Origin of the sequence: Streptomyces sp. NPDC050738, from assembly GCF_040654175.1 — a bacterium.
GTDB lineage: Bacteria > Actinomycetota > Actinomycetes > Streptomycetales > Streptomycetaceae > Streptomyces.
Genome location: NZ_JBFAHN010000011.1, coordinates 68,970 through 90,452 on the forward strand (window position 1 = coordinate 68,970; position 21,483 = coordinate 90,452).

General features: G+C 71.4%; 18 protein-coding genes. 13 read left to right on the forward strand and 5 right to left on the reverse strand.

All coding sequences use genetic code 11. The features are described 5' to 3' along the window. Positions 1–2 precede the first annotated feature (2 nt). The 3 genes from AB0H78_RS25935 (at position 3) to AB0H78_RS25945 (ending at position 3,191) form a co-directional block, all read left to right on the forward strand. Positions 3–1,199 (forward strand): acetamidase/formamidase family protein, encoded by a 1,197-nt coding sequence (locus tag AB0H78_RS25935; protein WP_363236988.1) that lies wholly within the window; start codon positions 3–5, stop codon positions 1,197–1,199. Next, the gene (locus AB0H78_RS25940; RefSeq protein WP_363236989.1) at positions 1,196–2,473 is read left to right on the forward strand and encodes an amidohydrolase family protein; all 1,278 of its coding nucleotides are present in this window, start codon (positions 1,196–1,198) and stop codon (positions 2,471–2,473) included. The genes AB0H78_RS25935 and AB0H78_RS25940 overlap by 4 nt, the downstream gene beginning before the upstream one ends. A 142-nt stretch (positions 2,474–2,615) precedes the next feature. Then, positions 2,616–3,191: a DUF1097 domain-containing protein gene (locus AB0H78_RS25945; protein ID WP_363236990.1), complete on the forward strand. Its 576-nt coding sequence runs from the start codon at positions 2,616–2,618 to the stop codon at positions 3,189–3,191. A gap of 1 nt (position 3,192) precedes the next feature. On the opposite strand, the gene AB0H78_RS25950 is transcribed toward AB0H78_RS25945, so the two are convergent. From AB0H78_RS25950 to fdrA, 3 genes are read right to left on the reverse strand one after another with little or no spacing between them, the layout of a single operon-like run. Continuing rightward, the gene (locus tag AB0H78_RS25950; RefSeq protein WP_363236991.1) at positions 3,193–3,984 is read right to left on the reverse strand and encodes a DUF2877 domain-containing protein; all 792 of its coding nucleotides are present in this window, start codon (positions 3,982–3,984) and stop codon (positions 3,193–3,195) included. Beyond that, positions 3,981–5,417: a DUF1116 domain-containing protein gene (locus tag AB0H78_RS25955; protein ID WP_363236992.1), complete on the reverse strand. Its 1,437-nt coding sequence runs from the start codon at positions 5,415–5,417 to the stop codon at positions 3,981–3,983. Before AB0H78_RS25955 ends, AB0H78_RS25950 begins: the two co-directional genes overlap by 4 nt. Then, on the reverse strand, positions 5,414–6,964 hold the full coding sequence (gene fdrA / locus AB0H78_RS25960) for an acyl-CoA synthetase FdrA (protein WP_363236993.1): 1,551 nt from the start codon (positions 6,962–6,964) through the stop codon (positions 5,414–5,416). Before fdrA ends, AB0H78_RS25955 begins: the two co-directional genes overlap by 4 nt. 264 nt (positions 6,965–7,228) lie before the next feature. On the opposite strand from fdrA, the gene AB0H78_RS25965 reads away from it, so the two are divergent. The 7 genes from AB0H78_RS25965 to AB0H78_RS25995 all read left to right on the forward strand — a co-directional run bounded on the left by AB0H78_RS25965 (position 7,229) and on the right by AB0H78_RS25995 (position 15,862). Beyond that, the gene (locus AB0H78_RS25965; RefSeq protein WP_363236994.1) at positions 7,229–8,572 is read left to right on the forward strand and encodes a cytosine permease; all 1,344 of its coding nucleotides are present in this window, start codon (positions 7,229–7,231) and stop codon (positions 8,570–8,572) included. Between the two features lie 34 nt (positions 8,573–8,606). Next, on the forward strand, positions 8,607–10,058 hold the full coding sequence (locus AB0H78_RS25970) for an amidase family protein (protein WP_363236995.1): 1,452 nt from the start codon (positions 8,607–8,609) through the stop codon (positions 10,056–10,058). A gap of 207 nt (positions 10,059–10,265) precedes the next feature. Beyond that, a complete protein-coding gene (locus AB0H78_RS25975) occupies positions 10,266–11,879 on the forward strand; it encodes an ABC transporter substrate-binding protein (RefSeq protein WP_363236996.1) in 1,614 nt (537 codons plus the stop codon). Then, on the forward strand, positions 11,876–12,850 hold the full coding sequence (locus AB0H78_RS25980) for an ABC transporter permease (protein ID WP_363236997.1): 975 nt from the start codon (positions 11,876–11,878) through the stop codon (positions 12,848–12,850). Before AB0H78_RS25975 ends, AB0H78_RS25980 begins: the two co-directional genes overlap by 4 nt. After that, positions 12,847–13,764 carry an ABC transporter permease gene (locus AB0H78_RS25985; RefSeq protein WP_363236998.1) on the forward strand — a complete coding sequence of 306 codons (918 nt, stop codon included), beginning with the start codon at positions 12,847–12,849 and terminating at the stop codon, positions 13,762–13,764. The genes AB0H78_RS25980 and AB0H78_RS25985 overlap by 4 nt, the downstream gene beginning before the upstream one ends. Further along, positions 13,761–14,822 carry an ABC transporter ATP-binding protein gene (locus AB0H78_RS25990; RefSeq protein ID WP_363236999.1) on the forward strand — a complete coding sequence of 354 codons (1,062 nt, stop codon included), beginning with the start codon at positions 13,761–13,763 and terminating at the stop codon, positions 14,820–14,822. Before AB0H78_RS25985 ends, AB0H78_RS25990 begins: the two co-directional genes overlap by 4 nt. Next, the gene (locus tag AB0H78_RS25995) at positions 14,819–15,862 is read left to right on the forward strand and encodes an oligopeptide/dipeptide ABC transporter ATP-binding protein (protein WP_363237000.1); all 1,044 of its coding nucleotides are present in this window, start codon (positions 14,819–14,821) and stop codon (positions 15,860–15,862) included. The genes AB0H78_RS25990 and AB0H78_RS25995 overlap by 4 nt, the downstream gene beginning before the upstream one ends. Before the next feature lie 69 nt (positions 15,863–15,931). On the opposite strand, the gene AB0H78_RS26000 is transcribed toward AB0H78_RS25995, so the two are convergent. Further along, positions 15,932–17,140, reverse strand: coding sequence for an amidohydrolase family protein (locus AB0H78_RS26000; RefSeq protein WP_363237001.1), 1,209 nt, complete (start codon positions 17,138–17,140; stop codon positions 15,932–15,934). A gap of 40 nt (positions 17,141–17,180) precedes the next feature. Then, positions 17,181–18,659: a chlorohydrolase family protein gene (locus tag AB0H78_RS26005; protein WP_363237002.1), complete on the reverse strand. Its 1,479-nt coding sequence runs from the start codon at positions 18,657–18,659 to the stop codon at positions 17,181–17,183. Between the two features lie 209 nt (positions 18,660–18,868). Here AB0H78_RS26005 and AB0H78_RS26010 point away from each other — a divergent pair, with 209 nt between their 5' ends. From AB0H78_RS26010 to AB0H78_RS26020, 3 genes are all read left to right on the forward strand, one after another. Beyond that, entirely contained in the window at positions 18,869–19,522 is a 654-nt protein-coding gene (locus tag AB0H78_RS26010) for a GntR family transcriptional regulator (protein ID WP_363237003.1), read from the forward strand. A 119-nt stretch (positions 19,523–19,641) separates the two neighbouring features. Next, positions 19,642–20,622 carry a sphingomyelin phosphodiesterase gene (gene sph / locus AB0H78_RS26015; RefSeq protein ID WP_363237004.1) on the forward strand — a complete coding sequence of 327 codons (981 nt, stop codon included), beginning with the start codon at positions 19,642–19,644 and terminating at the stop codon, positions 20,620–20,622. Positions 20,623–20,641: 19 nt separating this feature from the next. After that, on the forward strand, positions 20,642–21,445 hold the full coding sequence (locus AB0H78_RS26020) for a methyltransferase domain-containing protein (protein ID WP_363237005.1): 804 nt from the start codon (positions 20,642–20,644) through the stop codon (positions 21,443–21,445). Positions 21,446–21,483 lie beyond the last annotated feature (38 nt).

Sequence of the window (21,483 nt, forward strand, 5' to 3'; positions counted from 1 at the left end):
CGATGCCCCCTCGTATTCCTGCGCCCGAAGGCCACTTCCACCTGCCCACCACCGCCAAGACCGCCCGGTGGGGCACGCTCCCCGGTCCTTCCGCCGGCCCTGTGCTGATCGTCGGCGACCAGGAGACGGTCACCGTGGACACCGTCTCGCACGAGGGCATCCTGGAGGACCAGGGCCGGGACCCGGTCCGCTTCTTCGGCGCGCACGGAGTCGCCGAGCGCGACGTGCTCACCGACGCCCGCGACATCGCCGCCTCCGCGCTCGAACGCGACCCGGGCACCGACGGACCGCACGTGGTCACCGGACCGATCGCCGTCACCGGGGCGTACCCCGGGGACCTCCTCAAGGTGGAGACCCTCTCCCTCTACCGCCGCGCGGACTACGGCATCGTCTCCAGCCGGCACGGCAGGGGAGCACTGCCCGACTCCTTCCCCGGCCCCGAGCGGGAGACCGCAGGACCGGCCGCCACGCGGCGGCTGCCCTCTGGGACCGTGTCGACGTTCTGCGAGGTCCAGGTCGACGGCAAAGGGCGGTCGCTCGGCGTCATCCCGTACGGAACGGCCGGCCGCGCCGCCCGCTTTCCGCTGCGCCCCTTCATGGGAATCATGGGCGTCACGCCGGCGGCCGAACAGCCGCTGAGCACGGTGCCGCCCGGTCGGCACGGCGGCAATCTGGACGTCAAGGTCCTGGCCACCGGCACCGCCCTCTACCTCCCCGTCCAGGTCGAAGGTGCCGGCTTCTACACGGGCGACCCGCACTACGCCCAGGGCAACGGCGAAGTCGCGCTCACCGCCCTGGAGGCGCCGCTGCGCGCCACGTTCCGCCTCACCGTCCTCAAGGGCGCCGCCGCCCGGCGGGCGGTCGGGCTGATCGACACCCCGTTCGGCGAGAGCGATACGCACTGGGTCGCCATCGGCCTGCACGAGGACCTCGACGAGGCGATGCGGGAGGCCGTCCGGGCCGCACTCATGTTCCTGACCACGCGAGTCGGCATGGACGCCGCGAGCGCGTACGCGTACCTGAGCGCGGCGGCCGACCTCGAGGTCTCGCAGGTCGTGGACCGGGTGCAGGGCGTGCACTGCCTGATCCGCAAATCCGACATCGGTGAACTGCCCAGCGAAATCCCCCTCCAGAAAGGCGAGTTCATGAACCCTGCCGCCACCACTCCCGCCTGTCACGACACGGCAGGCGCCCCATGAGCGACCTCATCCTGCGGAACGCCCGCGTCGAGGACGCCGCGACCACCTCGGACATCGTCGTCGAGGCGGGCCGCATCGCCGCGGTCCGCCCGTCGGGGACACCCGGAACCGTGGCGCCGGACAGGGCGTACGAGAGTATCGACTGCGCGGGCCGCGTCGTCCTGCCCGGATTCGTCGAGGCCCACATCCACCCCGACAAGGCGCTCCTGGACGGTCTGCGCGACTCCCGCGGTGCCACCCTGGCCGACGCCATCGCCGTCACGCTCGACCTCAAGCGCGACTTCACCCACGACGACGTGCGGGAGCGTTCGCGACGCGTCATCGAGTCGGCGATCCTCAGCGGAACCACCACCCTGCGCGCCCACCCCGACGTGGACCCGGTGGAAGGCATCCTCGGAGTCGAGGTGCTGGTCGAACTCCGCGAAACGTACGGGGACTTCATCGACATCCAGATCGTCGCCTTCCCCCAGGAGGGCATCCTGCGCTCTCCCGGCACCGAGAAGCTGCTGCGCGCCGCACTCGCCGCCGGGGCCGATGTCGTCGGCGGCTGCGCCTATCAAGAGGACTCCGTCGAGAACTGCCGGCGCCATGTCGACCTCGTCCTGGATCTCGCCGTCGAGCACGGCCTCCCCGCCGACCTGCACGCCGACTTCGCCGACGAGGCGGGCGATCCCCGCTACACCATGGCGGAGTACGTGGCCGAAGGCACCCGCCGCCGAGATCTCGGCGGGCGGGTCACCCTCAGCCACATGACATCCCTCGCAGGCCGCCCCAGAGCCGAACGAGCCGCGACCATCGCGGAGTTGGCATCGTCCGGCGTCGGCGTCGTACCGCTCCCCGCAACCGACCTGCACCTGGGCGGACGCTCCGACACCCGCGCCGTGCGCCGCGGGATCGCCCCGGTCCGCGAGCTGTGGGAGGCGGGCGTCCTCACCGCCACCGCCACGAACAACATCCGCAACGCCTTCACCCCGTACGGCACCGGCGACCTGCTGGACATCGCCCTGCTCCTCGCCCAGACGGGTCACCTCTCCGGCCCCGCCGACCTGCGCCGCGTCCTGCACATGGTGACGTACGACGCCGCGCGGATCGTCGGTATCGCCGAGGACTACGGAGTACGCGAAGGCGCCGCGGCCGACCTCGTCGTCCTCGACACCACCCGCTACGACGACATCGTCCTGGACCGCCCCGACCGGGCGTACGTCATCAAGGCGGGCCGCGTCGTGGCCCGCACCACCCGCACCCGGCAGCTGGTGAACGCCCCCGGAGCCTGAGGGCTCCCACGCCATCTGACCGCCACCGTTCTTCGGCACCCGCACCGCACGTCTCGGCTCGTTCGCCCGATGCGCCCGCACCACGGGCCGTACGCATCCCCAGACCCTCCGGGTCCTCCTCCACCCTGAACAGGAGTCCGTCATGCGCGAACGCATACCGCACGAGATCGTTGCATCCCTGCTCGCCGGCGCCACCGCCTTCATCGGCGGCAACGCCCTGCACCTCCCGCCCTGGGCCATCTTCATCTCCTGGGCCGGTACGTTCCTGCTCGGCGGCCCGAGCCTGGCCAACGCCAAGCGGCTGTGGCTCGCCATGCCTGCCGGGTCCGCGTTCGCCCTCGCCATCGTGCTCATCGAGGATCACTACGGAACCGCCCTCGGCGAGGGCCAGTTCGCCCGCAACCTCATGCAGGCGCTCGTCATCCTCGTCCTCAACTCGGCCCTCATGTACGCGGGCCGGCTCAAGCTCCTGGCGCTCATCCCCGGCATGTTCTTCGGCTTCGCCAGCTTCTTCGCCACGTTCTTCGGCGGCTTCGGCTACGACCCCGGAAACGCGTGGGCCGCCTGGGTGAGTGTCGTCGCCATGAACGCGCTCGGCCCGGTCTTCGCGTACCTCTCGATGCGGCTCACCTTCCCCGTACGGGAGGAGGAGGCGCAGCCGGAGGCGTCCGTGCCACAGGCGCGGACCGGCGAGAAGGTGAGCCCCGAACCTTCGTGACCTACGGCAGCGTCCGCAGTCCCAGCGCGATGCCCCGGGCGAGGTCGCTGCCCGAATGATGGCCCACGGCAAGCAGCCCCCGCAGCGCGGGGGCTGCGCCGTGTCCGGCGGCCAGCGCGCGCAGGAGTGCGGCGGCCTGCGGTACGCATTCGCCGCGCACGGCGTGGAGTACAAGCGCCGCCGAAACCAGGGGAGTTCGTTGCTCGGCGTGCGCGACCGTGTCGAGCAGTGCCGCCGGAATCGGCCGCCCCAGCGCGTGGCACGCAAGCAGCACTCCGCACAGCACGTCGTCACCGGACGGGGTGAGGCCGGGCCCGGCGCCGAGCAGTGCGAGTGCCGCCGCCTTCAGGCGGGGCGTGTCACCAGCGGGCAGCGTGCGACCGAACTCGTCTGCCAGGGGCGCCACGTCGGGCGTGAGGGGAAGCGCCGTCGCATCGACCAGCTCCGTGAACCGGTCGCTTCGTACGGCACCATGCAGGAGGCCCTGGACACGGGGCGGTGTCCAGGCCCCCCCAGCCGTGACGCACAGCGCCCCGGCCGCCATGCGGCCCGCACCGAAGCGCACGGCCGTACCCGCCCGTACGTCGCCCAGCGGTCCGGCGCCGGCCGCCTCCGCCGTCACCAGGGCGCACGGCACCGCGACCGCGTCGCGGGTGACCACGGCGAGCGCGGGCAGGACGGGGTCGCCGGTCGCCACGTACACGGCGTGCCGGGTGACGGCGACGACCCGCCCGGTGCGGGGCGGCCCGCAGACGAGCGGCGCGACGGCGGTGCTGACGAGGGCGGTGCTCACCGGGCAGGGGGCTCCGCCGCCGGCGGTTCCGGAAACGCCCTCAGTGCTCGGGTGAAGCACTCCATGGGTGCCCGGGTGAGGCCGGCCCCGATCTGTCCGATGCCCGGCTCGCGATGGGCGATCCCCGTCGTCACGACCGGCTCCACTCCGGTGTCCGCCACAGCCCGCAGATCGATGCCGACCGGGCTGCCCTCGAAGTCCAGGCCGGGCAGGCGCAGTTCGCGGTGGCGGCCGACGCAGATCTGTCCCATCCGGCGGCTCGTGGCCCTGGCCGTCTCCGGTGTGCCTCCGACGAAGCCGACGATCGCGGGCGCCGCCGCGAGGGCGAAGCCGCCGAGCCCGTACACCTCGGTGATGGCGCTGTCGCCGATGTCGGGGTTGGCGTCCTGCGGTCCGTATCCCGGAAAGTACAGACCCTCCACGGTGGCCGCGGGTGCCCGGTGCCAGGTGCTGCCGCCGCCGCTGACACGGATGCCGACGTCGACGCCGTTACGGGCGAATGTCGTCACGACCGTCGAGTGCGCCACCCCGTGGCCGGCGGACGTGGCCAGTTTGGCCGCCGCCATCGAGAAGTTGAGGAACCAGTACGTGTTGTCCTGGAGGAAGTCCAGCGCCTCGTGTCCGCCGAGCGCCTCCTGGCGGGCGAGCGCCGGGGCCAGCGCGCGCAGCATCAGCGCGCTGGCCGCGGTGTTGCGGCTGTGGCACTCGTCGCCCATCAGCAGCGCCTGCGCGGTCACCGCGCGCAGGTCCACCGGCTCGGGAAGCGAGCGCAGAGCCGCCCGCAGGCTGGGCGCGAGGCGCTCTCCCATCCAGCGCAGCCGGTCCATCACGTCCTCGCCGAGCGCTCCGTAGCGCAGGCAGCGGCCGCCGCCCTCGTTGAGATTGCTGTACGCGCGCCGCCCGCTCGCCGCGTCCTCGACCACGAGCAGCGGCATGGACGGCGAGATGATCCCCGCCATGGGGCCCACGGCGTCATGGTCGTGGCACGGCGCGAAAGCGATGCCCCCCGATGCCGCGAGCCGCTCGGCCGCGTCCCGGTCCTTCGCCCACTCCTCGAGGAGTACGGCTCCCACGACCGCTGCCCGCATCGGCCCGCACATCTCCTCCCAGGCGAGCGGGGGTCCGGCGTGCAGCAGCACCTTGTCGGGGCCCGCGAGGACGGGCAGTGCATCGCGGGCCGTGACGACGTCCGTCCACAGCGGTGTGACGTCCAGGATGCGGCGCAGCGCCTCGGCATTGGCGGCTTCCACCAGGGGGTGCGCGGTCAACCTGGCCAGCTTCAGGGCCAGTTCGGCGTCTCCTTCGGCGGGCGGCCGCCAGTCGACGGAGGTGACCTGGGCCCCCGCAGTGCGCGGAGGGCCTGCGAAGGAGGCGAGTCCGACGTTGACGAGATGAGGGTCGCCTCCCAGGAGCAGTCCACCGGTCCGGCTCACAGAGCACCTCCGTCGATCTTGGTGAGGATGTCGGCGGCGGTCTCGGCGACCGTCGTACTGCTGTCGAGGACCACGACGCCCGCTTCCCGCAACGCCCGCTCCTGCCCGTGGAGACCCTGGGGATCGTCGGGCGTGCCGACGACAAAGCCCAGTACCAGCGGAAGGGCTGCTCCTGCGGCGCGCAGCGCGCCCAGTTCGGCGGCGACCGTCTCCGCGACCGGGCCCGCTGGGTCGTCCGAGCCCCCGTGGCCGAGGACGATGTCCACGACGACGACGGCCGTGGCGGGATCGCGAAGTGCTGCCGCCAGCCAGGGTGTGCGTACGGCCGGATCGATCATCGGGTGGGGGCGGCCGGCCGTGAAGATGTCGTCTCCCAGGTCCAGAACGCAGTGCCCGGTGGGGAGTCGCGGCGGCGAACCGGGTACGGGAGGTTCTGCGGTTGTGGCCATGCGGTGCCCGCCGAGCAGCTGCTTCGCCTCGTACGCGAACGTCCCTCCGGCGTACAGCGCCCGCAGCCGCGTCCGCCCCGGGCCGAAGCCGTCGACCTGCGAGGCGGTGTCGGGCCCGGGGGAGACCTCCCCCGTGACCTGTGCCGCGGCCCGCGCGGCCTCCCGCAGGGTGCCCGCCATCCGTACGCCCGGCGCCTCCTCCACGTCCGCTCCCAGGAATGCCGCCACCACCGGCTTCCCCGCCCCGGCCGCCCGCGCGAGCACGACGCGCGCCACCTCGGGCGCGGGCGGCTTCGACAGCAGCACGATGGTGTCGGTGTCCGGGTCGGCGGCCAGCAGGTCGAGTGCGTCCAGCATGGAGACGCCTCCCACCTCCGCCGACAGATCGCGGCCGCCGACGCCGATGATCTGGCTGACCCCGGTGCCGTAGGCGTGCAGGAGCGTGGAGACCTGCTGAAGTCCCGTACCGGAAGCGCCGATCAGGCCGATCGGCCCACGGCGCACCGCGTTGGCGAAGCCGAGCGGGATGCCGTCGAGGACCGCGGTGCCGCAGTCGGGTCCCATGACGAGCAGGCCACGCGCGTGGGCTTCCGCCTTGAGGAGCACCTCGTCGGTCACCGGCACGTTGTCGCTGAAGACGAAGGCATGCATGCCGCGCCGCAGGGCCTTGAGCGCCTCGGCCGCGGCGTACGGACCCGGCGTGGAGACAAGGGCGAGCCGGGCGCCTTCGGGGACGGTGGCCAGGGAGCGCGGGGGCTCGCCCCCCGCCGGGGCGGACTTCGGCGCGTCGTCGCTCCAGCCCTGCAGGAGGAGGCGATCCGCCTCCGCGATGGCATCCCGTACGGCATCCGGCGAGCAACGCAGCGCGATCAGAAGGTCGTTGGGGCGTGCCCGGTCGCCTTCGCCGGCGAGCAGCCCCGCATCGGCGAGTATCCGGCGGTTGGCCGGGGTGCCCATGACGAGGCTGGCCGCCTCGACGTGGGGGAGCGCTGCCAGCGAGCCGGCGACCCGCATGAGGGCGACGGAGTCCACGTAGGTGTTGGGCCGGACGGCATTGACGGTTTCGGGGGCCGGATCTTTCAGCGCGGGTTCCACCATGCGGCGAGCCTACGAGTCGGCCCCCCACCCGCGTCTTGGTCCTCAACTGCCAGTATCCGCCACCTATTCGCCGGTACCGGCTGACAGTGACGCCGGGCCGCCCACCGGCAAGCCTGCCCTGACACGCACCACCGGGCCGGACGCCGCACCACATCCCCAGCACGACGCGGCGCCCCCTGTTACGCGGCACGCACACCGGCGTAACACGTGCCGCCTAGCGTCCCGGCATCGCCTTTGGTATACCACTGCCTCCGGGAGTCCCTCATGACCACCAATCGCACCGAAAGCCGGCTCACGGCGGCCGCGGGCGCCGTCGCCGACCTGGGGGAGGAGTACGAGCACGAGCCTGTGCCGCCGCACGCCCGCAAGAGCCTGCTGTCAGTCTGCTCCGTCTGGTTCGGCTTCCCGATGAACCTCGGCAACGCCGTCTTCGGCGGCGTCATCGTCTACAACCTGGGGTTCCTCACCGGCGCCGCCGCGATCGTCCTCGGCAATCTCGTCCTGTTCGGCTACGTCGGTGCGCTCAGCTGGCTCGCCGGGCGCACCGGAGAGAACTTCACCCAGCAGACGGCGCGCACCTTCGGCACGCTCGGCGCCCGCCTGCCGGCCGCGTTCCTCTCCACGGTCGTCATCGGCTGGTACTCCTTCCAGATCGGCCTCTCCGGCACCAGCCTTCAACAGGCCCTCGGCTGGGCCACGTTGTGGGGCGCGCTCGCCGGCGGCGTCTTCTTCGTCGCACTCACCGTCGTCGGCATCCGCGCCCTGTCCCTCCTCGGCCTGATCGCGACTCCGCTGTTCGTCGTACTCGCCGCCGTCGCTGTCGGCTACGGCATCGGCGACGCGTCCCTGGGCTCGGCCCTGTCCTACGAGGGGCCCGGCACCGCCATGTCGTTCGGCGCCGCCATGAGCATCGTCATCGCGGGGTTCTCCGACTCGGGGACGATGACCGCGGACTTCACACGCTGGGCGAAGAGCGGCCGGGCCGCCGTCACGGCAGCCGCCTGCGCGTTCCCGTTCGCCAACTGTGTCTCCTTCCTCGTCGGCGGACTCGTCGTCGCCGTCGGCGGGGCCACGGACCCGGGCAGCAACGGCGGCGGTTTCCTCGGCCTGCTGATGGGGCACGGCCCGCTGCTCACCACGCTCGCGGTCGTCTTCGTCTTCGCCAACCTCGGCTCGGTCGCCGCCCACTGCCTCTACAACGGTGCCGTGGGCTGGTCCGCCCTCACCCCCGCCCGGATGCGTCCGCTGGCCGTGGTACTCGGTGCCGTGGGACTCGTCGCCGCGCTCACCGGTGTGTGGGCGCACTTCGTGGACTGGCTGAACCTGCTCGGCATCTTCGTCCCGCCGATCGGCGCCGTCCTCATCACCGACCAGCTCCTGCTGCGCCGCCGCGCCGCGAACCGCCCCGCCGTCACCTACCGGCTGCCCGCCCTGATGTCCTGGGTGCTCGGTGCGGGCGCGGCGACTCTCGCGCACTACCTGCTGCCCGGCACGGTCGACGCGCTGGTCGGCATCGTCGTGGCGGTGTGCGCGTACGCCGCCCTGGAACGTGCCCTGCGCCCGGCGCTTCCAGGTGCGGAGCCGGCCAGGGCCGCTGTCCGCGCCTGAGCATCACGTACACCGACGAACAAGGAGCCGCCCGATGGACCGAGCCGCCCGCGACGCGATCTGCCGTCTGCCCGCCACCGAACTGGCCGCCAGGATCCGCGCATCGGAGATCTCCGCTGTCGAGGCCACCGACGCCGTACTGGACCGGATGGAAGAGGTGGACGGCGTCCTCGGCGCCTACTGCACCCCCGTCCCCGACCATGCCCGCGCGCAAGCCCACGCCATCGCCGGGCGCCTGGCGCGCGGTGAGGAAGTCGGCCCTCTGGCGGGTGTGCCGATCGGCGTCAAGGACCTCATCACCACCAGGGGCATCCGCACGACGTCCGGCTCTCCGGCTTACAAGGACTTCGTGCCCGACGAGGACGACATCGTGGTCGAACGGGCCGTCGCCGCCGGCGCGGTGGTCGTCGGCAAGACGAACGCCTCGGAGTTCGGCTACAGCGCCACCGGCCACAACCCCCTCTTCCCGGCCACCCGCAACCCCTGGAACACCGCACTCACTCCCGGCGGTTCCAGCGCCGGTTCGGCTGCCGCGGTGGCCGTCGGTCTGGGTCCTGTCGCGCTCGGCTCCGACGGCGGCGGCTCGATCCGGGTGCCCGCCGCGCACTGCGGGCTCGTCGGCTTCAAGGCCTCCATGGGGCGGGTGCCGGTATGGCCGGGCTGCCGTGACGAGCGCTACCCGGGCGTCTCGGGCTGGGAATCCCTGGAACACCTCGGCCCGCTCACCCGCACCGTCGCCGACACCGCGCTGATGCTGTCGGTGCTCGCCGGACCCGACCCGCGCGACCGGCACTCGATCCCCTGCGACGACGTCGACTGGTCGTCGGCGGCGTGGCCCGCGGACTTGGCGGGCCTGCGCGTCGCCTACAGCGCGGACCTCGGCTATCTCGCCGTCCACCCCGAGGTGCGTCGCGTCGTCGCGGATGCCGTGGAGCTCTTCGCCTCCGGTCTGGGCTGCCGGGTCGAGGCCGCGGACCCCGGCTGGAAGGACCCGGGCGAGGCGTTCGCCGCGATCATCGCGGCGGAGACCGACCTGCGGGGCATGCGCCGCCTCATCGACGTACACGGGGAGCGCATGTCCCCGCACCTCGTCGACATGATGCAACTCCCGTGGACCGCCGAGCAGTTCACGGACGCGAACATGGTCCGCAAGGCGGTCGTGAACCGCATGGCCCGCTTCATGGCGGACTACGACATCCTCATCACCCCGACCACCGCCGTGCCGGCGTTTCCCGTCGGCATCCAGGGGCCGACCGTGATCGACGGGCGCACGGTCCCCGACACCGCCTGGACCGGGTTCACCTTCCCGCAGAATCTCACCGGGCAGCCCGCGATCTCCGTTCCCGCAGGGTTCACCGGCGACGGCCTGCCGGTCGGGCTGCAGATCACCGGCCGCCACCTCGCCGACGCGCAGGTCCTGCGGGTCGCCGCCGCGTTCGAGCGGGTGGCGCCGTGGGCGGGGAACTGGCCGGCCGAACCGGCGTAATCCATTCTGGTATACCAACAACTCGAAGTGGTAACGATCCCTCCGGTTTCCCGGGCGTTCAACGCTGCCATTTCTGCTGGAAATCAGGGCAAAGGATCGCAGGGTGGCAGCGCTGTCCAACTGGTGAAACTTCCATTCGGTATACCGTCCGGGACGTGCGACCCGACCGGGCGCACGTCCCGCCGTACCCGAAGGAGGTGTGGTCCCGTGCGTCACCTACCCGCCGTGCTCGCGGCGGCCGCATTGCTGACGTTCGCCACCGGATGCGGCTCACTGTCGCCGCCCGGCGAGGAGACCGCCGCTGCGCCCCGGCTCGTCGACGCGAGGCCCGTCCGCGACGGCGGCACTGCCGTGATCGGGCTCAAGTCGGACCCCGACATGCTCGACCCCAGCCTGACCGGCACCCTGGTCGCGCGCACTGTCTTCACCTCCATGTGCGAGCAGCTCTACGACGTCGACCAGAACAACCGCTTCGTGCCCCAACTGGCCGCCGCACTGCCGAAGATCACCAACGGCGGCCGGACGTTCACCTTCGACGTACGGCGCGACGCGCGGTTCAGCGACGGCGCGAAACTCGACGCGAAGGCCGTGAAGACCTCCCTCGACCGCCACCTCCACCTGACCGGCTCCGGCCGCGCCTCGGAGATCAACTCGATCGAGAAGGTCGACGCCGTCGGGCCGTACACCGTGCGGCTCACGCTCAAGCACGCGGACACCCCGCTCCTTGGCCGGCTCGCCAACACCGCAGGCCTGATCATGTCGCCCAAGGCGATCGCCACGTACGGGAAGGGCTTCGCCGCGCACCCGTCGTGCGTCGGCCCCTTCAAGTACGAAAAGCGCGTCATCGGCGACCGGATCGAGCTGAGGAAGGACCCGCTGTACTACGACGCGGACAAGGTCCACCTCGATGGCGTCGTCTACAAGACCATCACCGACGGCAACATCCGCCTGGCCAATCTGCGCTCGGGCGATGTCCAGATCGGCGACCAGATGGGTCCGGTCGAGGTTCGCAGCAGCATGGGCGACAAGGACCTGCAGCTGCTCAACACCCCCTCGCTCGGCTACATGGCCATCACCCTGAACGTCGGCAACACCGACGGCATCGACCACAAGCCCGGACGCGTCGACACGCCGATCGGGCGCGATGTGCGCGTCCGTGAGGCCTTCGACCTGTCCCTGGACCGCGACCTCATCAACAAGGTGGTCTTCCAGGACATGTACGCGCCGGCCTGCAGCCCGGTCCCGCCGGGCACCCCGCTCAGCACGCCGATCACCTGCCCAGGGCGCGATGTGGCCAAGGCCGAGCGGCTGTTGAAGGAGGCCGGGGTCAAGACGCCGGTGTCCCTGGAGCTGATGATCAACACGACGCCGGAGGACAACCGCCTCGGCCAGGTCATCCAGGCGATGGCCAAGGAGGCGGGCTTCGACGTACACCTGCGGCCCACCGAGTTCGCCACAGGGCTGACCCGCACGCTCGCGGGCGACTTCCAGGCCCGCACCGGCGGCTGGGGCGGCCAGCCCGACCCGGCGGGCAACATCGACAGCCTGGTCGGCACCGAAGGCAGCAACAACCAGGGGAAGCTCTCCGACCCCGAGATCGACCGGCTCATCGCCGCCGGACGCAGCACCGCGGACGTGGCGAAACGGCGCGAGATCTACCGCGAGCTCACCGCCGCGATCAACCGCCAGCACTCGGTGATCTACCTCTACCGGAACATCAACTACGCCGTCGCATCACAGGACATCAGCGGGATCAAGCTGTCCGGCGACGGCCTCATCAGGGTCAAGGAAGCCGGATACGTGAAGGGAGACCAGGGGTGACGACCGTACGCACACTGCTCTCCTCCTACCCCGGGCGCCGGATCGGCCAGGCCCTGCTCACCATGGTGCTGGTCAGCATCACGGTGTTCGCAGGCGTCCGCGCCATGCCCGGCGACACCGCGCAGGCGCTGGCCGGCGAACAGACCTCGCCCGAGGTGCTGGCCGCCATCCGCGAGGAGTACGGGCTCAACGACAACATCGTCGTCCAGTACTGGGACTACGTACGGCACGCCGTGACCGGCGACTTCGGCACCTCGGCCCGCAGCGGGCTGCCCGTCCTGGACTCGATCCTCGACGCACTGCCCATCACCCTCGAACTGGCCGCCCTCGCACTGCTGTTGGCCGTCGTGGTCGGCATCGGCGCAGGCATCGTGGCGGCCGTACGGCGCGGGAAGCCCGAGGAATGGCTCGCCAACGCCATCGCCCTCCTCGGCATGTCGGTGCCGACGTTCTGGCTGGGCATGCTCCTGGTCCTCGGATTCGCCATCGCCATGCCCCTCTTCGCCGCATCCGGCTTCGTACCCTTCGGCCAGGACCCGGTGGAGAACCTGCGCCGCCTGGTGCTGCCCGCGATCGTCCTGGGCTCGGGGCTCGCCGCCGTCGTCATGCGCCAGACCCGCGCGGCCATGCTCGACGCGATGTCCTCGGACTACGTGCGCACCGCACGCGCCAAGGGCCTGTCCCAGCGCGCCGTCATCGGCACCCACGCGCTGCGCAACTCACTGGTCACCGTCATCACGGTGCTCGGACTCCAGCTCGGCCAGCTCATCTCGGGCGCCGTCGTCACCGAACAGGTCTTCGTCCTGCCCGGCTTCGGCAAGCTCACCATCGACGCGGTCTTCACCCGTGACTACGCGATGGTGCAGGGCGTCGTGCTGTTCACCTCGGCCGCGTACATCCTCATCAACCTGCTGGTCGACCTCCTCTACTCGGTCGTCGACCCGCGCATCCGGCTGGGAGGCTCCCGATGACGGCCCTCGACTCCACCGCACCAACCGCGCCCGGCGCCGCGATACCCGCCGCCGGTGAGTCGGCCGCCGTACCCGGCCGACTCGGCTCCGCCTGGCGCGCACTGCGGCGCAACCGGCTGGCGCTCACCGGCGCCGTGCTCGCGGCGGTCTTCGTCCTCGTCGCGCTCTTCTCCTCGCTGCTGACGCCCTACGACCCGGCCCAGCCGGACTTCAACAACGTCCTGGCGGCGCCAGGCTGGTCGCACTGGCTGGGCACCGACGACCTGGGGCGCGACCAGCTGTCCCGGGTACTCGTCGGGGTCAGCGCGTCCATGCAGGTCGGCGTCCTCGCGGTGGTGCTCGCCTTCGTGGTCGCGGTCCCGCTGGGTCTGCTCGCCGGCTACTTCGGACGCTTCACCGACACCGTCGTCTCCCGGCTCACCGACACCATGCTCGCCTTCCCGTTCCTGGTCCTGGCGGTCGGCCTCGCCGCCGTGCTCGGCCCGTCGCTGAAGAACGCCACCATCGCCATCGGCATCTCGCAGATTCCGGCGATCGTACGCATCACACGCGCCGAGACCCTGCGCCTCAAGCACCTCGACTACGTGGCCGCGGCCGTCGCCAACGGCGCCGGAAACGGCACCATCCTCTTCCGGCACGTACTGCCCAACGCCACATCGGCGCTCATCGTGCAGGCCACCGTCGGCGTCCCCTCGGCGATCATCGGCGAGGCGGTGCTCAGCTTCCTGGGCCTCGGCGTCCAGCCGCCCTCCCCGTCGCTCGGCGTCATGCTCTCCAGCGCCCAGCCCTTCATCGCCACCGCCCCCTGGATGGCGGTCTTCCCCGGCCTCGTCATCGTGCTGGCCACGCTGGCGTTCAACCTGCTGGGCGACGGCGTACGCGACATACTCGACCCCCGTGGAGGCTCCCGATGACCCCCACCGTTCCGGCCCCCGCCCCGACGCCGGCCGCCGCTCGCGGCGGTGAACCGGTGCTCAGCGTCCGCGACCTGACCGTCTCCTTCCAGGGACCGGACTCCACGATCCACGCCGTCGACGGCGTCTCCTACGACCTGACGCCCGGCGAAGTCCTCGCCGTGGTCGGCGAGTCCGGCTGCGGCAAGTCCGTCACCTCCATGGCGGTCATGGGCCTGCTCCCCGAGACCGCCCGAATCGGCGGTTCCATCACCCTGGACGGCCGGGAACTGGTGGGCGCGAGCGAACGCACCCTGCGCTCGCTCCGCGGCCGCCGACTGTCGATGATCTTCCAGGAGCCGATGACCTCACTGAACCCCGTCCTCACCATCGGGCGCCAGATCGGCGAAGTCCTCGTACGCCACCAGAAGTTGAGCAGGAAGCAGGCGCGTGCTCGCGCCGTCGAACTCCTCGACGTGGTCGGCATTCCGGCGCCCGAACGGCGCGTCGACGAGTACCCGCACCAGCTGTCGGGCGGAATGCGCCAGCGTGTGATGATCGCCATCGCGGTGGCCTGCGACCCCGCGGTGCTCATCGCCGACGAGCCCACCACCGCGCTCGACGTCACCGTGCAGGCGGGCATCCTCGACGTACTGAAGTCGCTGCGCGACCGGCTCGGCACCGCGATCGTGCTCATCACGCACGACCTCGGGGTCGTCGCCGAGACCGCCGACCGGGTCCTGGTGATGTACGCGGGCCGGCCCGTCGAACAGGCCTCGGTCCAGGAGCTGTTCGCAGTCCCGCGCCACCCGTACACGCGCGGCCTGCTCGGCGCCGTACTGCGGCCCGGAAGCCGTACACCTGAAGGACGGGAACGGCTCAACGAGATCCCCGGGCTCGTCCCCGACCTGCGCGTACAGCCCGATGCGTGCACCTTCGCGCCGCGCTGCACGTTCGCGCAGGACGACTGCCGCACCGGGCGCCCGCAGCTGCGCACCGCTGCGGGCACCCACCGAATCGCCTGCCACCACCCGGCGTCCCCCGTCCCGTCCCCCGCCTCAGAGGAGGTCGCCCGATGACCGGCACCGACGCCGCAGCACCGCTCACCCCGGTCCTCGATGTATGTGACCTGCAACGGCACTTCGCCTCGCCGAGCGGCGTGGTCCGTGCCGTGGACGGTGTCTCGCTCACGATCGGCCCCGGCGAGGTCGTCGGGCTCGTCGGCGAGTCCGGCAGCGGCAAATCCACGGTGGGCCGCTGTGTGGTGAGGCTCGACCGGCCGACCGGTGGGGAGGTCGTCATCGACGGTACGGACGTCACGACGCTGTCCGCCCGTGCGATGCGCCCGTTGCGCAAAAAGGTCCACCTGGTCTTCCAGGACCCGTCGTCCTCGCTCAACCCGCGCATGACGATCCGCCAGATCATCGCCGAACCCCTGCGGCTGCACGGACTGGCGAGCAGGGCCGAGGCCTCGCGGCGCGTCGACGAGCTGCTCGCCCAAGTCGGGCTGCGCCCCGAGCTGGCCGACCGCAATCCGCACCAGCTCTCCGGCGGCCAGCGCCAGCGGGTCTCCATCGCGCGCGCCCTGTCCGTCGAGCCCGCCCTGCTCGTCGCGGACGAACCGACCTCGGCACTGGACGTCTCCGTCCAGGCCTCCGTCCTCAACCTGCTCGCCGACCTGCAGCGCGAGCGCGGCTTCGGCTGCCTGTTCATCACGCACGACCTGGCCGCCGTGGAATACCTCGCCGACCGCATCGCCGTGATGTATCTGGGCCGGATCGTCGAACAGGCCCCGGCCCTGGAGCTGTTCGCCGACCCGAAGCACCCGTACACCCAGGCGCTGCTCTCCGCGGCACCGGTACCCGACCCCGCCGCGCAGCACAGCCGCGGCAGGATCGTGCTCAGCGGTGAACTGCCGAGCCCGCTCGACCCGCCGCCCGGGTGCCACTTCCACACCAGGTGCCCCCTGGCGACGGACCGCTGCCGCACCGAGACGCCCGCACTGCGCACCCTGCCGTCGGCCGAAGCCGACGGCCCCGCACGCCAGGTCGCCTGCCATCTCGTCGCGGAGGACGGCACGGCACCCGACGCACACGGTGCCGCGCTCGCCACCGCCTGATCGCACGGCAAGGGCCCCGGTCCGCGAACTTCGGTTCGCGGACCGGGGCCCTCTGCGTGATGGGACGTATCAGACGATCAGCTGGAGCTGGTCCGCGACGACACGGCCCGCGTGGATGACCGTACGGTCGACCCCGCGGTCCATCACGGCCGAGGCGACGGTGTCGCCGTCGACCAGGATGAGGTCGGCGGCGTCGCCGACGTCCACGCCTGGCCGGTCGGCGGTCGACGTCAGACGCTGCAGCGACGGGTCGAGGATCGCGGCGCCGCCACGGCTCGCGACCGCCCAGCAGTGCTCGATCAGCTCGTCGGGGCGGTAGCGGCTGGTGAACGCCAGCTGCCAGGTGCGATCGAGCATGTCGCCGTTGCCGTACGGCGACCAGTAGTCGCGCTGCCCGTCCTCGCCGAGGCCCACGCGCACCCCGGCGCGGGTCAGTTCGGCCAGGGGCAGCGCGGTGGACTGCTGGGCCGGGGCGATGGTGGCCATGGACACATCCAGCTCGGCGAACTCCTCGATGAGCCGGCGCCGGGTCGCCTCCTCGACGGTCCCCAGCTCGTAGGCGTGCGACATCGTCACCTTGCCCTGCATGCCGAGCGCGCGGGTGCGCTCCAGGACGAGGTCGGTGCTGAACACGCCGAGGTGTCCCGGCTCGTGCAGGTGGATGTCGACCGGCGCCTGGTGGCGTTCGGCGAGCCCGAAGACGATGTCGAGGTGGCGCACCGGGTCACGGTCCAGGGTGCAGGGGTCGATCCCGCCGACGACCGCGGCGCCGGAGGACAGCGCCTGGTCCATCAGCTCGGGGACGCCCTTCTCCAGCAGTAGACCGGCCTGCGGGAACGCGATGATCTCGACGTCCGCGCGGTCCTTGTGGGCCTCCTTGGCGGCCAGCACGCCCTCGAAGCGTTCCAGACCGGAGTCGGCGTCGATCTGCGCGTAGCTGCGCACCCGGGTGGTGCCGCGCTCGATCATGCGGCCCAGCAGAGAGGTGGTGCGCTCCGCCACCGGCGGGTCCTCCCTCCAGTGCGCGCGGTCGTTCATCGTCAGTCCCCATACGCCCGGCTTGCCGGTGTGCGGGCGGAACGGCAGACCGACGCGGTTGGAGTCCAGATGGCAGTGGACGTCCGAGAAGGACGGCATGGCGAGGCGGCCGCGGCCGTCGATGCCGGTGCCGTCGTCCAGCCCCGAAGCGTCGTGCGGCTGGACCGAGGCGATACGGCCGTCCTGGATGTCGATGTCCGACGCCGGTCCTCCCCAGGGGCGGACGTTCCTGATGAGCATGAGTGGTGACTCCTTGCGGTGGGTGTCGGTGCCACGGCCGCTACTGCGGCGGCGGCATCTCTTCGAAATCAGGGAAGGTGGGCGGGAAGAGTTCGTCGGCGCTGCGCCCGTGAACATCCCTCTCCCCGTACGCCGCGCGCATCTTCCCGAACAGCGACTGCGCCCGGCGGCGCAGCTCGTCCGTGTCGACGCCGGGCAGCCGCCCGTCGACGAGCACGGGCCGGCCGTCGACCACCGAATGGGTGGCCTGGCGGGCGCTGCCGTTCAGGAGAAGGGTGCGGACGGGGTCGTCGAGCACGCCGTCGCGGATGTCGTCCAGGCGGAACGCGACCAGGTCGGCGCGAGCGCCCGGGACGAGCCGCCCGAGGTCCTCGCGGCCCAGCGCGCGGGCGCCGCCCAGGGTGGCGGCCTCGACGTACGCCTCGGCGGGGGCGGCGTCGGCCCGGCCGTCGACGACCTTGGCGAGGTGGACTCCGGTGTCCATGCCGCGCACGAGGTCGGGCGGGAAGGAGTCGGTGCCCAGACAGAGATTGACACCGGCACGGCGGTACGACCCGAAGGAGTGCAGCACATCGCCGTACCGCAGCGAGGTCTGCGGGCAGTGCACGACGGACACCCCGGCATCGGCCAGGACGGCCAGGTCGCCGCGGTCCTCGCCGTACACGGAAGGGTGGCGGTCGATGACCAGACCGTGCGGCACCAGGAGCCGGGTGCCCAACAGCCCGCTGCGCGAGAGGAGTTCGAGTGGTGTGCAGTCGTGATTGCGGCGTACGAGGTCGCGCTCCGTCGTGCCCTGGAGGCAGTGGAGGCGGACCGGCACGTCGCGGCGCAGGGCGAGGTCGGCGGTGGCGCGCAGCAGTTCGGGGGTGAGGGTCTCGATGCGGCACGGCAGGAGAGCCCCGCGCACAAGGGGGTCACCGAGCTCCACGACGTGGTCGAGGAAGCGTTCGGCGTCGCGCAGCCCGGCGCGCCCCCTTTCTTCGTCGAAGGTGACATCCCGGCGGCCGTCGGGGTGGACGACGTTCACACCGGAGCGGTAGCTCGGTCCGAGATAGCCGCGCAACCCGATCCGCCGGGAGGTCTCCGCCATGTCGGCCAGTTCGTCGAACGTCTCGGCCCAGGAGCTGTGGACCTCGGAGGCGATCGGCATGTAGGTGGTGATGCCGTGGAGGGCCAGCTGGACCAGTGCGTAGGTGCGGATCGTCGACCGGTCGGCCGCGGAGAACACGTCGCGGCTGCGGTCGGCGTACGCCCGCGACCACTGGAGGCCGGGGCCGCGGTCGGACGAGGCCCAGGAGTCGAGGACGAGGTGGTCGATGTCGGCCAGAGCGTCGAGGTCGACGAGGCCCGGCATGACGAGGCGGTCGCCGAGGTCCACGTCCTGGTCGAGGTGTCCTTTCCAGCCGCGGCCCACATGGATGAGGGTGTCGTCCTCCCAGACCGCCTCGCCGTCGCGCAGCAGTGCATGGTGCCCGTCCTGGTGGGCCAGGACGTGGGCGGCACGCCAACGGGTGCGCACGGAGGATCTCCTCGTGGTCGGTTGCCGGGCGCGGGCCGCGCACCATCGAGACCCTAGCATTTGGGATACCAATCACAGATCTATAGGTAGTTCCATCGGCGAGAACCCGCGTCCAGCCGGTACGAATCGGTATACCAATAGTCGCCTTGTCGCTGCCGGAGTGGCGGCCGCGGGCGCCGAAGTCGTGCGGGCGATGTGAGAATGGCGGCATGACAGGTTCTGAGGACTTCACACCCGAGTCGGATCGGGTCACGCGCACCTTGCGCGATCAGATCATCGAGGGGACGCGGGCGCCCGGCAGCAAGCTCGTGGAGCGTGAACTCGCCGCCGAGCTGGGCGTGAGCAGGCTGCCCGTACGCGATGCTCTGCGGGACCTGGTCAACGAAGGCCTTGTGACACCCCGGCCGCGTACCTGGGCCGTGGTCCGTGAGTTCACCGCCTCCGACATCTCCGATCTCATCGAGGTCCGTTCGGCGCTGGAGATCCTCTCCTTCCGGCTCGCCGCGCAGCGACGTACGAGGGCAGGACTGGCAGACCTCCGCGCCGATCTCGACGCGGAGCTGGAGGCCGCGGCGGCAGGGGACGGCACGGCGGCGCGGCGGGCCGCGGCCGACTTCCACGAGACCGTCACCGCGCTTGCCGACAATGCGCTGCTCAGCGAGCTCGAAGCGACGCTGCGCAGCCGGATGCGCTGGCTGCTGGGACAGCACGACGCCTTCGATGTCGTCGCGGGCGAGCACGAGGAGCTGTACCGGGGGATCGAGGCGCGGGATGTGGACGGTGTCGAGCAGCTCGCCCTGCAGCACCTGGTGACCAGCCGCAGCGTGGTCACGGCCCACCGCGGGCAGGCGGCGCAGAAATAGCGCCCCGCTGTCGTACATCTCGGAGACTTCTTTTGCCCGCGTGGGAGTTACCTGGCGGTAATTCCCGGTGATTTGATGTTCGGCGACACTCAACCCCCTTCACCCCACAGGGAGATCCGGTGCCGCCTTCCGTACTGCGCCGCGCCCAGGGCGCGGCCACCCTTGTTCTCGCACTGACGGCCGCGAGCCTGGTCGGGGCCGCACCGGCCCGGGCCGAGTCCGCGCCGGCGATGAAGGTTCTGACCTACAACGTCTTCCTCATGAGCAAGAACCTCTACCCCAACTGGGGGCAGGACCATCGCGCGGTGGAGATCCCCAAGGCCACCTTCTTCCGGGGCAACGACGTGGTCGTCCTCCAGGAGGCCTTCGACAACGGCGCCTCGGACGCCCTGAAAAGCGCCGCGTCGAGCGAGTATCCGTATCAGACGCCGGTCGTCGGACGGAGCACGAGCGGATGGGACGTCACCGGCGGCGCCTACGCGGCGACCACGCCCGAGGACGGCGGCGTGACCGTGCTGAGCAAGTGGCCGATCCTGCACAAGGAGCAGTACGTCTACAAGGACGCGTGCGGCTCGGACTGGTGGTCCAACAAGGGCTTCGCCTACGCGGTGCTCGATATGAACGGCCACAAGGTGCATGTCGTGGGAACCCATACGCAGTCCACGGACCCGGGCTGTGACGCGGGGGAAGCCGCCTCGGTACGCAGCCGGCAGTTCCGGGCCGTCGACGCGTTCCTCGACGCCAAGAACATCCCGGCCGATGAGCAGGTCCTGCTCGCCGGTGACCTGAATGTCGACTCGCGCGGTCCCGAGTACGCCTCGATGCTCGCCGACGCGGACCTGGTCGGCGCCGACAGCCGGACCGGGCATCCGTACTCCTTCGACACCCAGGAGAACTCCATCGCGCACGACCGCTACCCGACGGATCCCCGCGAGGACCTCGACTATGTGCTCCACCGCGCCGGTCATGCGCGTCCGGCGGGCTGGCGGAACGAGGTCGTCAAGGAGCAGTCGGGCCCCTGGACGGTGAGCAGTTGGGGCACCGACTACACGTACACGAATCTGTCGGACCACTATCCGCTGAGCGCCCACAGCGGCTGAGCACGGAGCACGGAGCACGATGACTGAGCACGGCATGGACCAGGGGTATCTGCTCGACAACCAGCAGTCGGAGGCGGGGATCCGATTCGGCGCGCTCGCCGAGCTGTTCGACCCGGTGACCTTCCGGCACGTCGACCGGATCGGCATCACCGAGGGCATGCGGTGCTGGGAGGTCGGCGCGGGCGGCCCCTCCGTTCCCGCGGGACTTGCCGAGCGCATCGGTCCCACGGGGCAGGTCGTCTGCACGGACATCGACGTGTCGTGGGCGCAGGACGCCGCCTCCGATGTCGTCGAGGTACTGCGCCACGACGTCGCGGCCGATCCGCCGCCGGCGGGCGGCTTCGACCTGGTCCATGCCCGGCTGGTCCTCGTGCATGTCGTGGATCGCGCCGAAGCGATGCGCCGCATGATCCAGGCGCTGCGGCCCGGTGGCGTACTGCTCCTGGAAGATGCCGATCCAGGGCTGCAGCCTCTGCTGTGCCCGGACGAGTCGGGGCCCGAGCAGCGGCTGGCCAACCGCCTCAGGGCCGGATTCCGTGAACTCATGGCGACACGCGGCGCGGATCTCGCGTACGGAAGGACGCTGCCCCGGCTGCTTCGCGAAGCGGGCCTCGGTGACGTCCAGGCGGATGCCTACTTCCCGATCACCTCGCCGGCCTGCACCGTTCTCGAGGCGGCGACCGTACGGCAGATCCGCGGCCGACTGGTGGCAGCGGGCATCGCGACCGAGGAGGACATCGACCGCCATCTGTCGAATGTCGCCACGGGGCAACTCGACCTGGCGACAGCCCCGTTGGTCTCCGCCTGGGGGCGCCGCGCGTGACGCCGGGCGCGCGGCCCGTGCCACGCGCCCCGGTGCTT

What these genes read in the sequence shown, in the direction of transcription:
- AB0H78_RS25970 (WP_363236995.1), top strand. Translation starts at nt 8,607, where the DNA reads ATGGACCGAGCCGCCCGCGACGCGATCTGCCGTCTGCCCGCCACCGAA.
- AB0H78_RS26020 (WP_363237005.1), top strand. Translation starts at nt 20,642, where the DNA reads ATGACTGAGCACGGCATGGACCAGGGGTATCTGCTCGACAACCAGCAG.
- AB0H78_RS25985 (WP_363236998.1), top strand. Translation starts at nt 12,847, where the DNA reads ATGACGGCCCTCGACTCCACCGCACCAACCGCGCCCGGCGCCGCGATA.
- fdrA (WP_363236993.1), bottom strand. Translation starts at nt 6,964, where the DNA reads ATGGTGGAACCCGCGCTGAAAGATCCGGCCCCCGAAACCGTCAATGCC.
- AB0H78_RS25965 (WP_363236994.1), top strand. Translation starts at nt 7,229, where the DNA reads ATGACCACCAATCGCACCGAAAGCCGGCTCACGGCGGCCGCGGGCGCC.
- AB0H78_RS25940 (WP_363236989.1), top strand. Translation starts at nt 1,196, where the DNA reads ATGAGCGACCTCATCCTGCGGAACGCCCGCGTCGAGGACGCCGCGACC.
- AB0H78_RS25990 (WP_363236999.1), top strand. Translation starts at nt 13,761, where the DNA reads ATGACCCCCACCGTTCCGGCCCCCGCCCCGACGCCGGCCGCCGCTCGC.
- AB0H78_RS25945 (WP_363236990.1), top strand. Translation starts at nt 2,616, where the DNA reads ATGCGCGAACGCATACCGCACGAGATCGTTGCATCCCTGCTCGCCGGC.
- AB0H78_RS26000 (WP_363237001.1), bottom strand. Translation starts at nt 17,140, where the DNA reads ATGCTCATCAGGAACGTCCGCCCCTGGGGAGGACCGGCGTCGGACATC.
- AB0H78_RS25935 (WP_363236988.1), top strand. Translation starts at nt 3, where the DNA reads ATGCCCCCTCGTATTCCTGCGCCCGAAGGCCACTTCCACCTGCCCACC.
- AB0H78_RS25995 (WP_363237000.1), top strand. Translation starts at nt 14,819, where the DNA reads ATGACCGGCACCGACGCCGCAGCACCGCTCACCCCGGTCCTCGATGTA.
- AB0H78_RS26010 (WP_363237003.1), top strand. Translation starts at nt 18,869, where the DNA reads ATGACAGGTTCTGAGGACTTCACACCCGAGTCGGATCGGGTCACGCGC.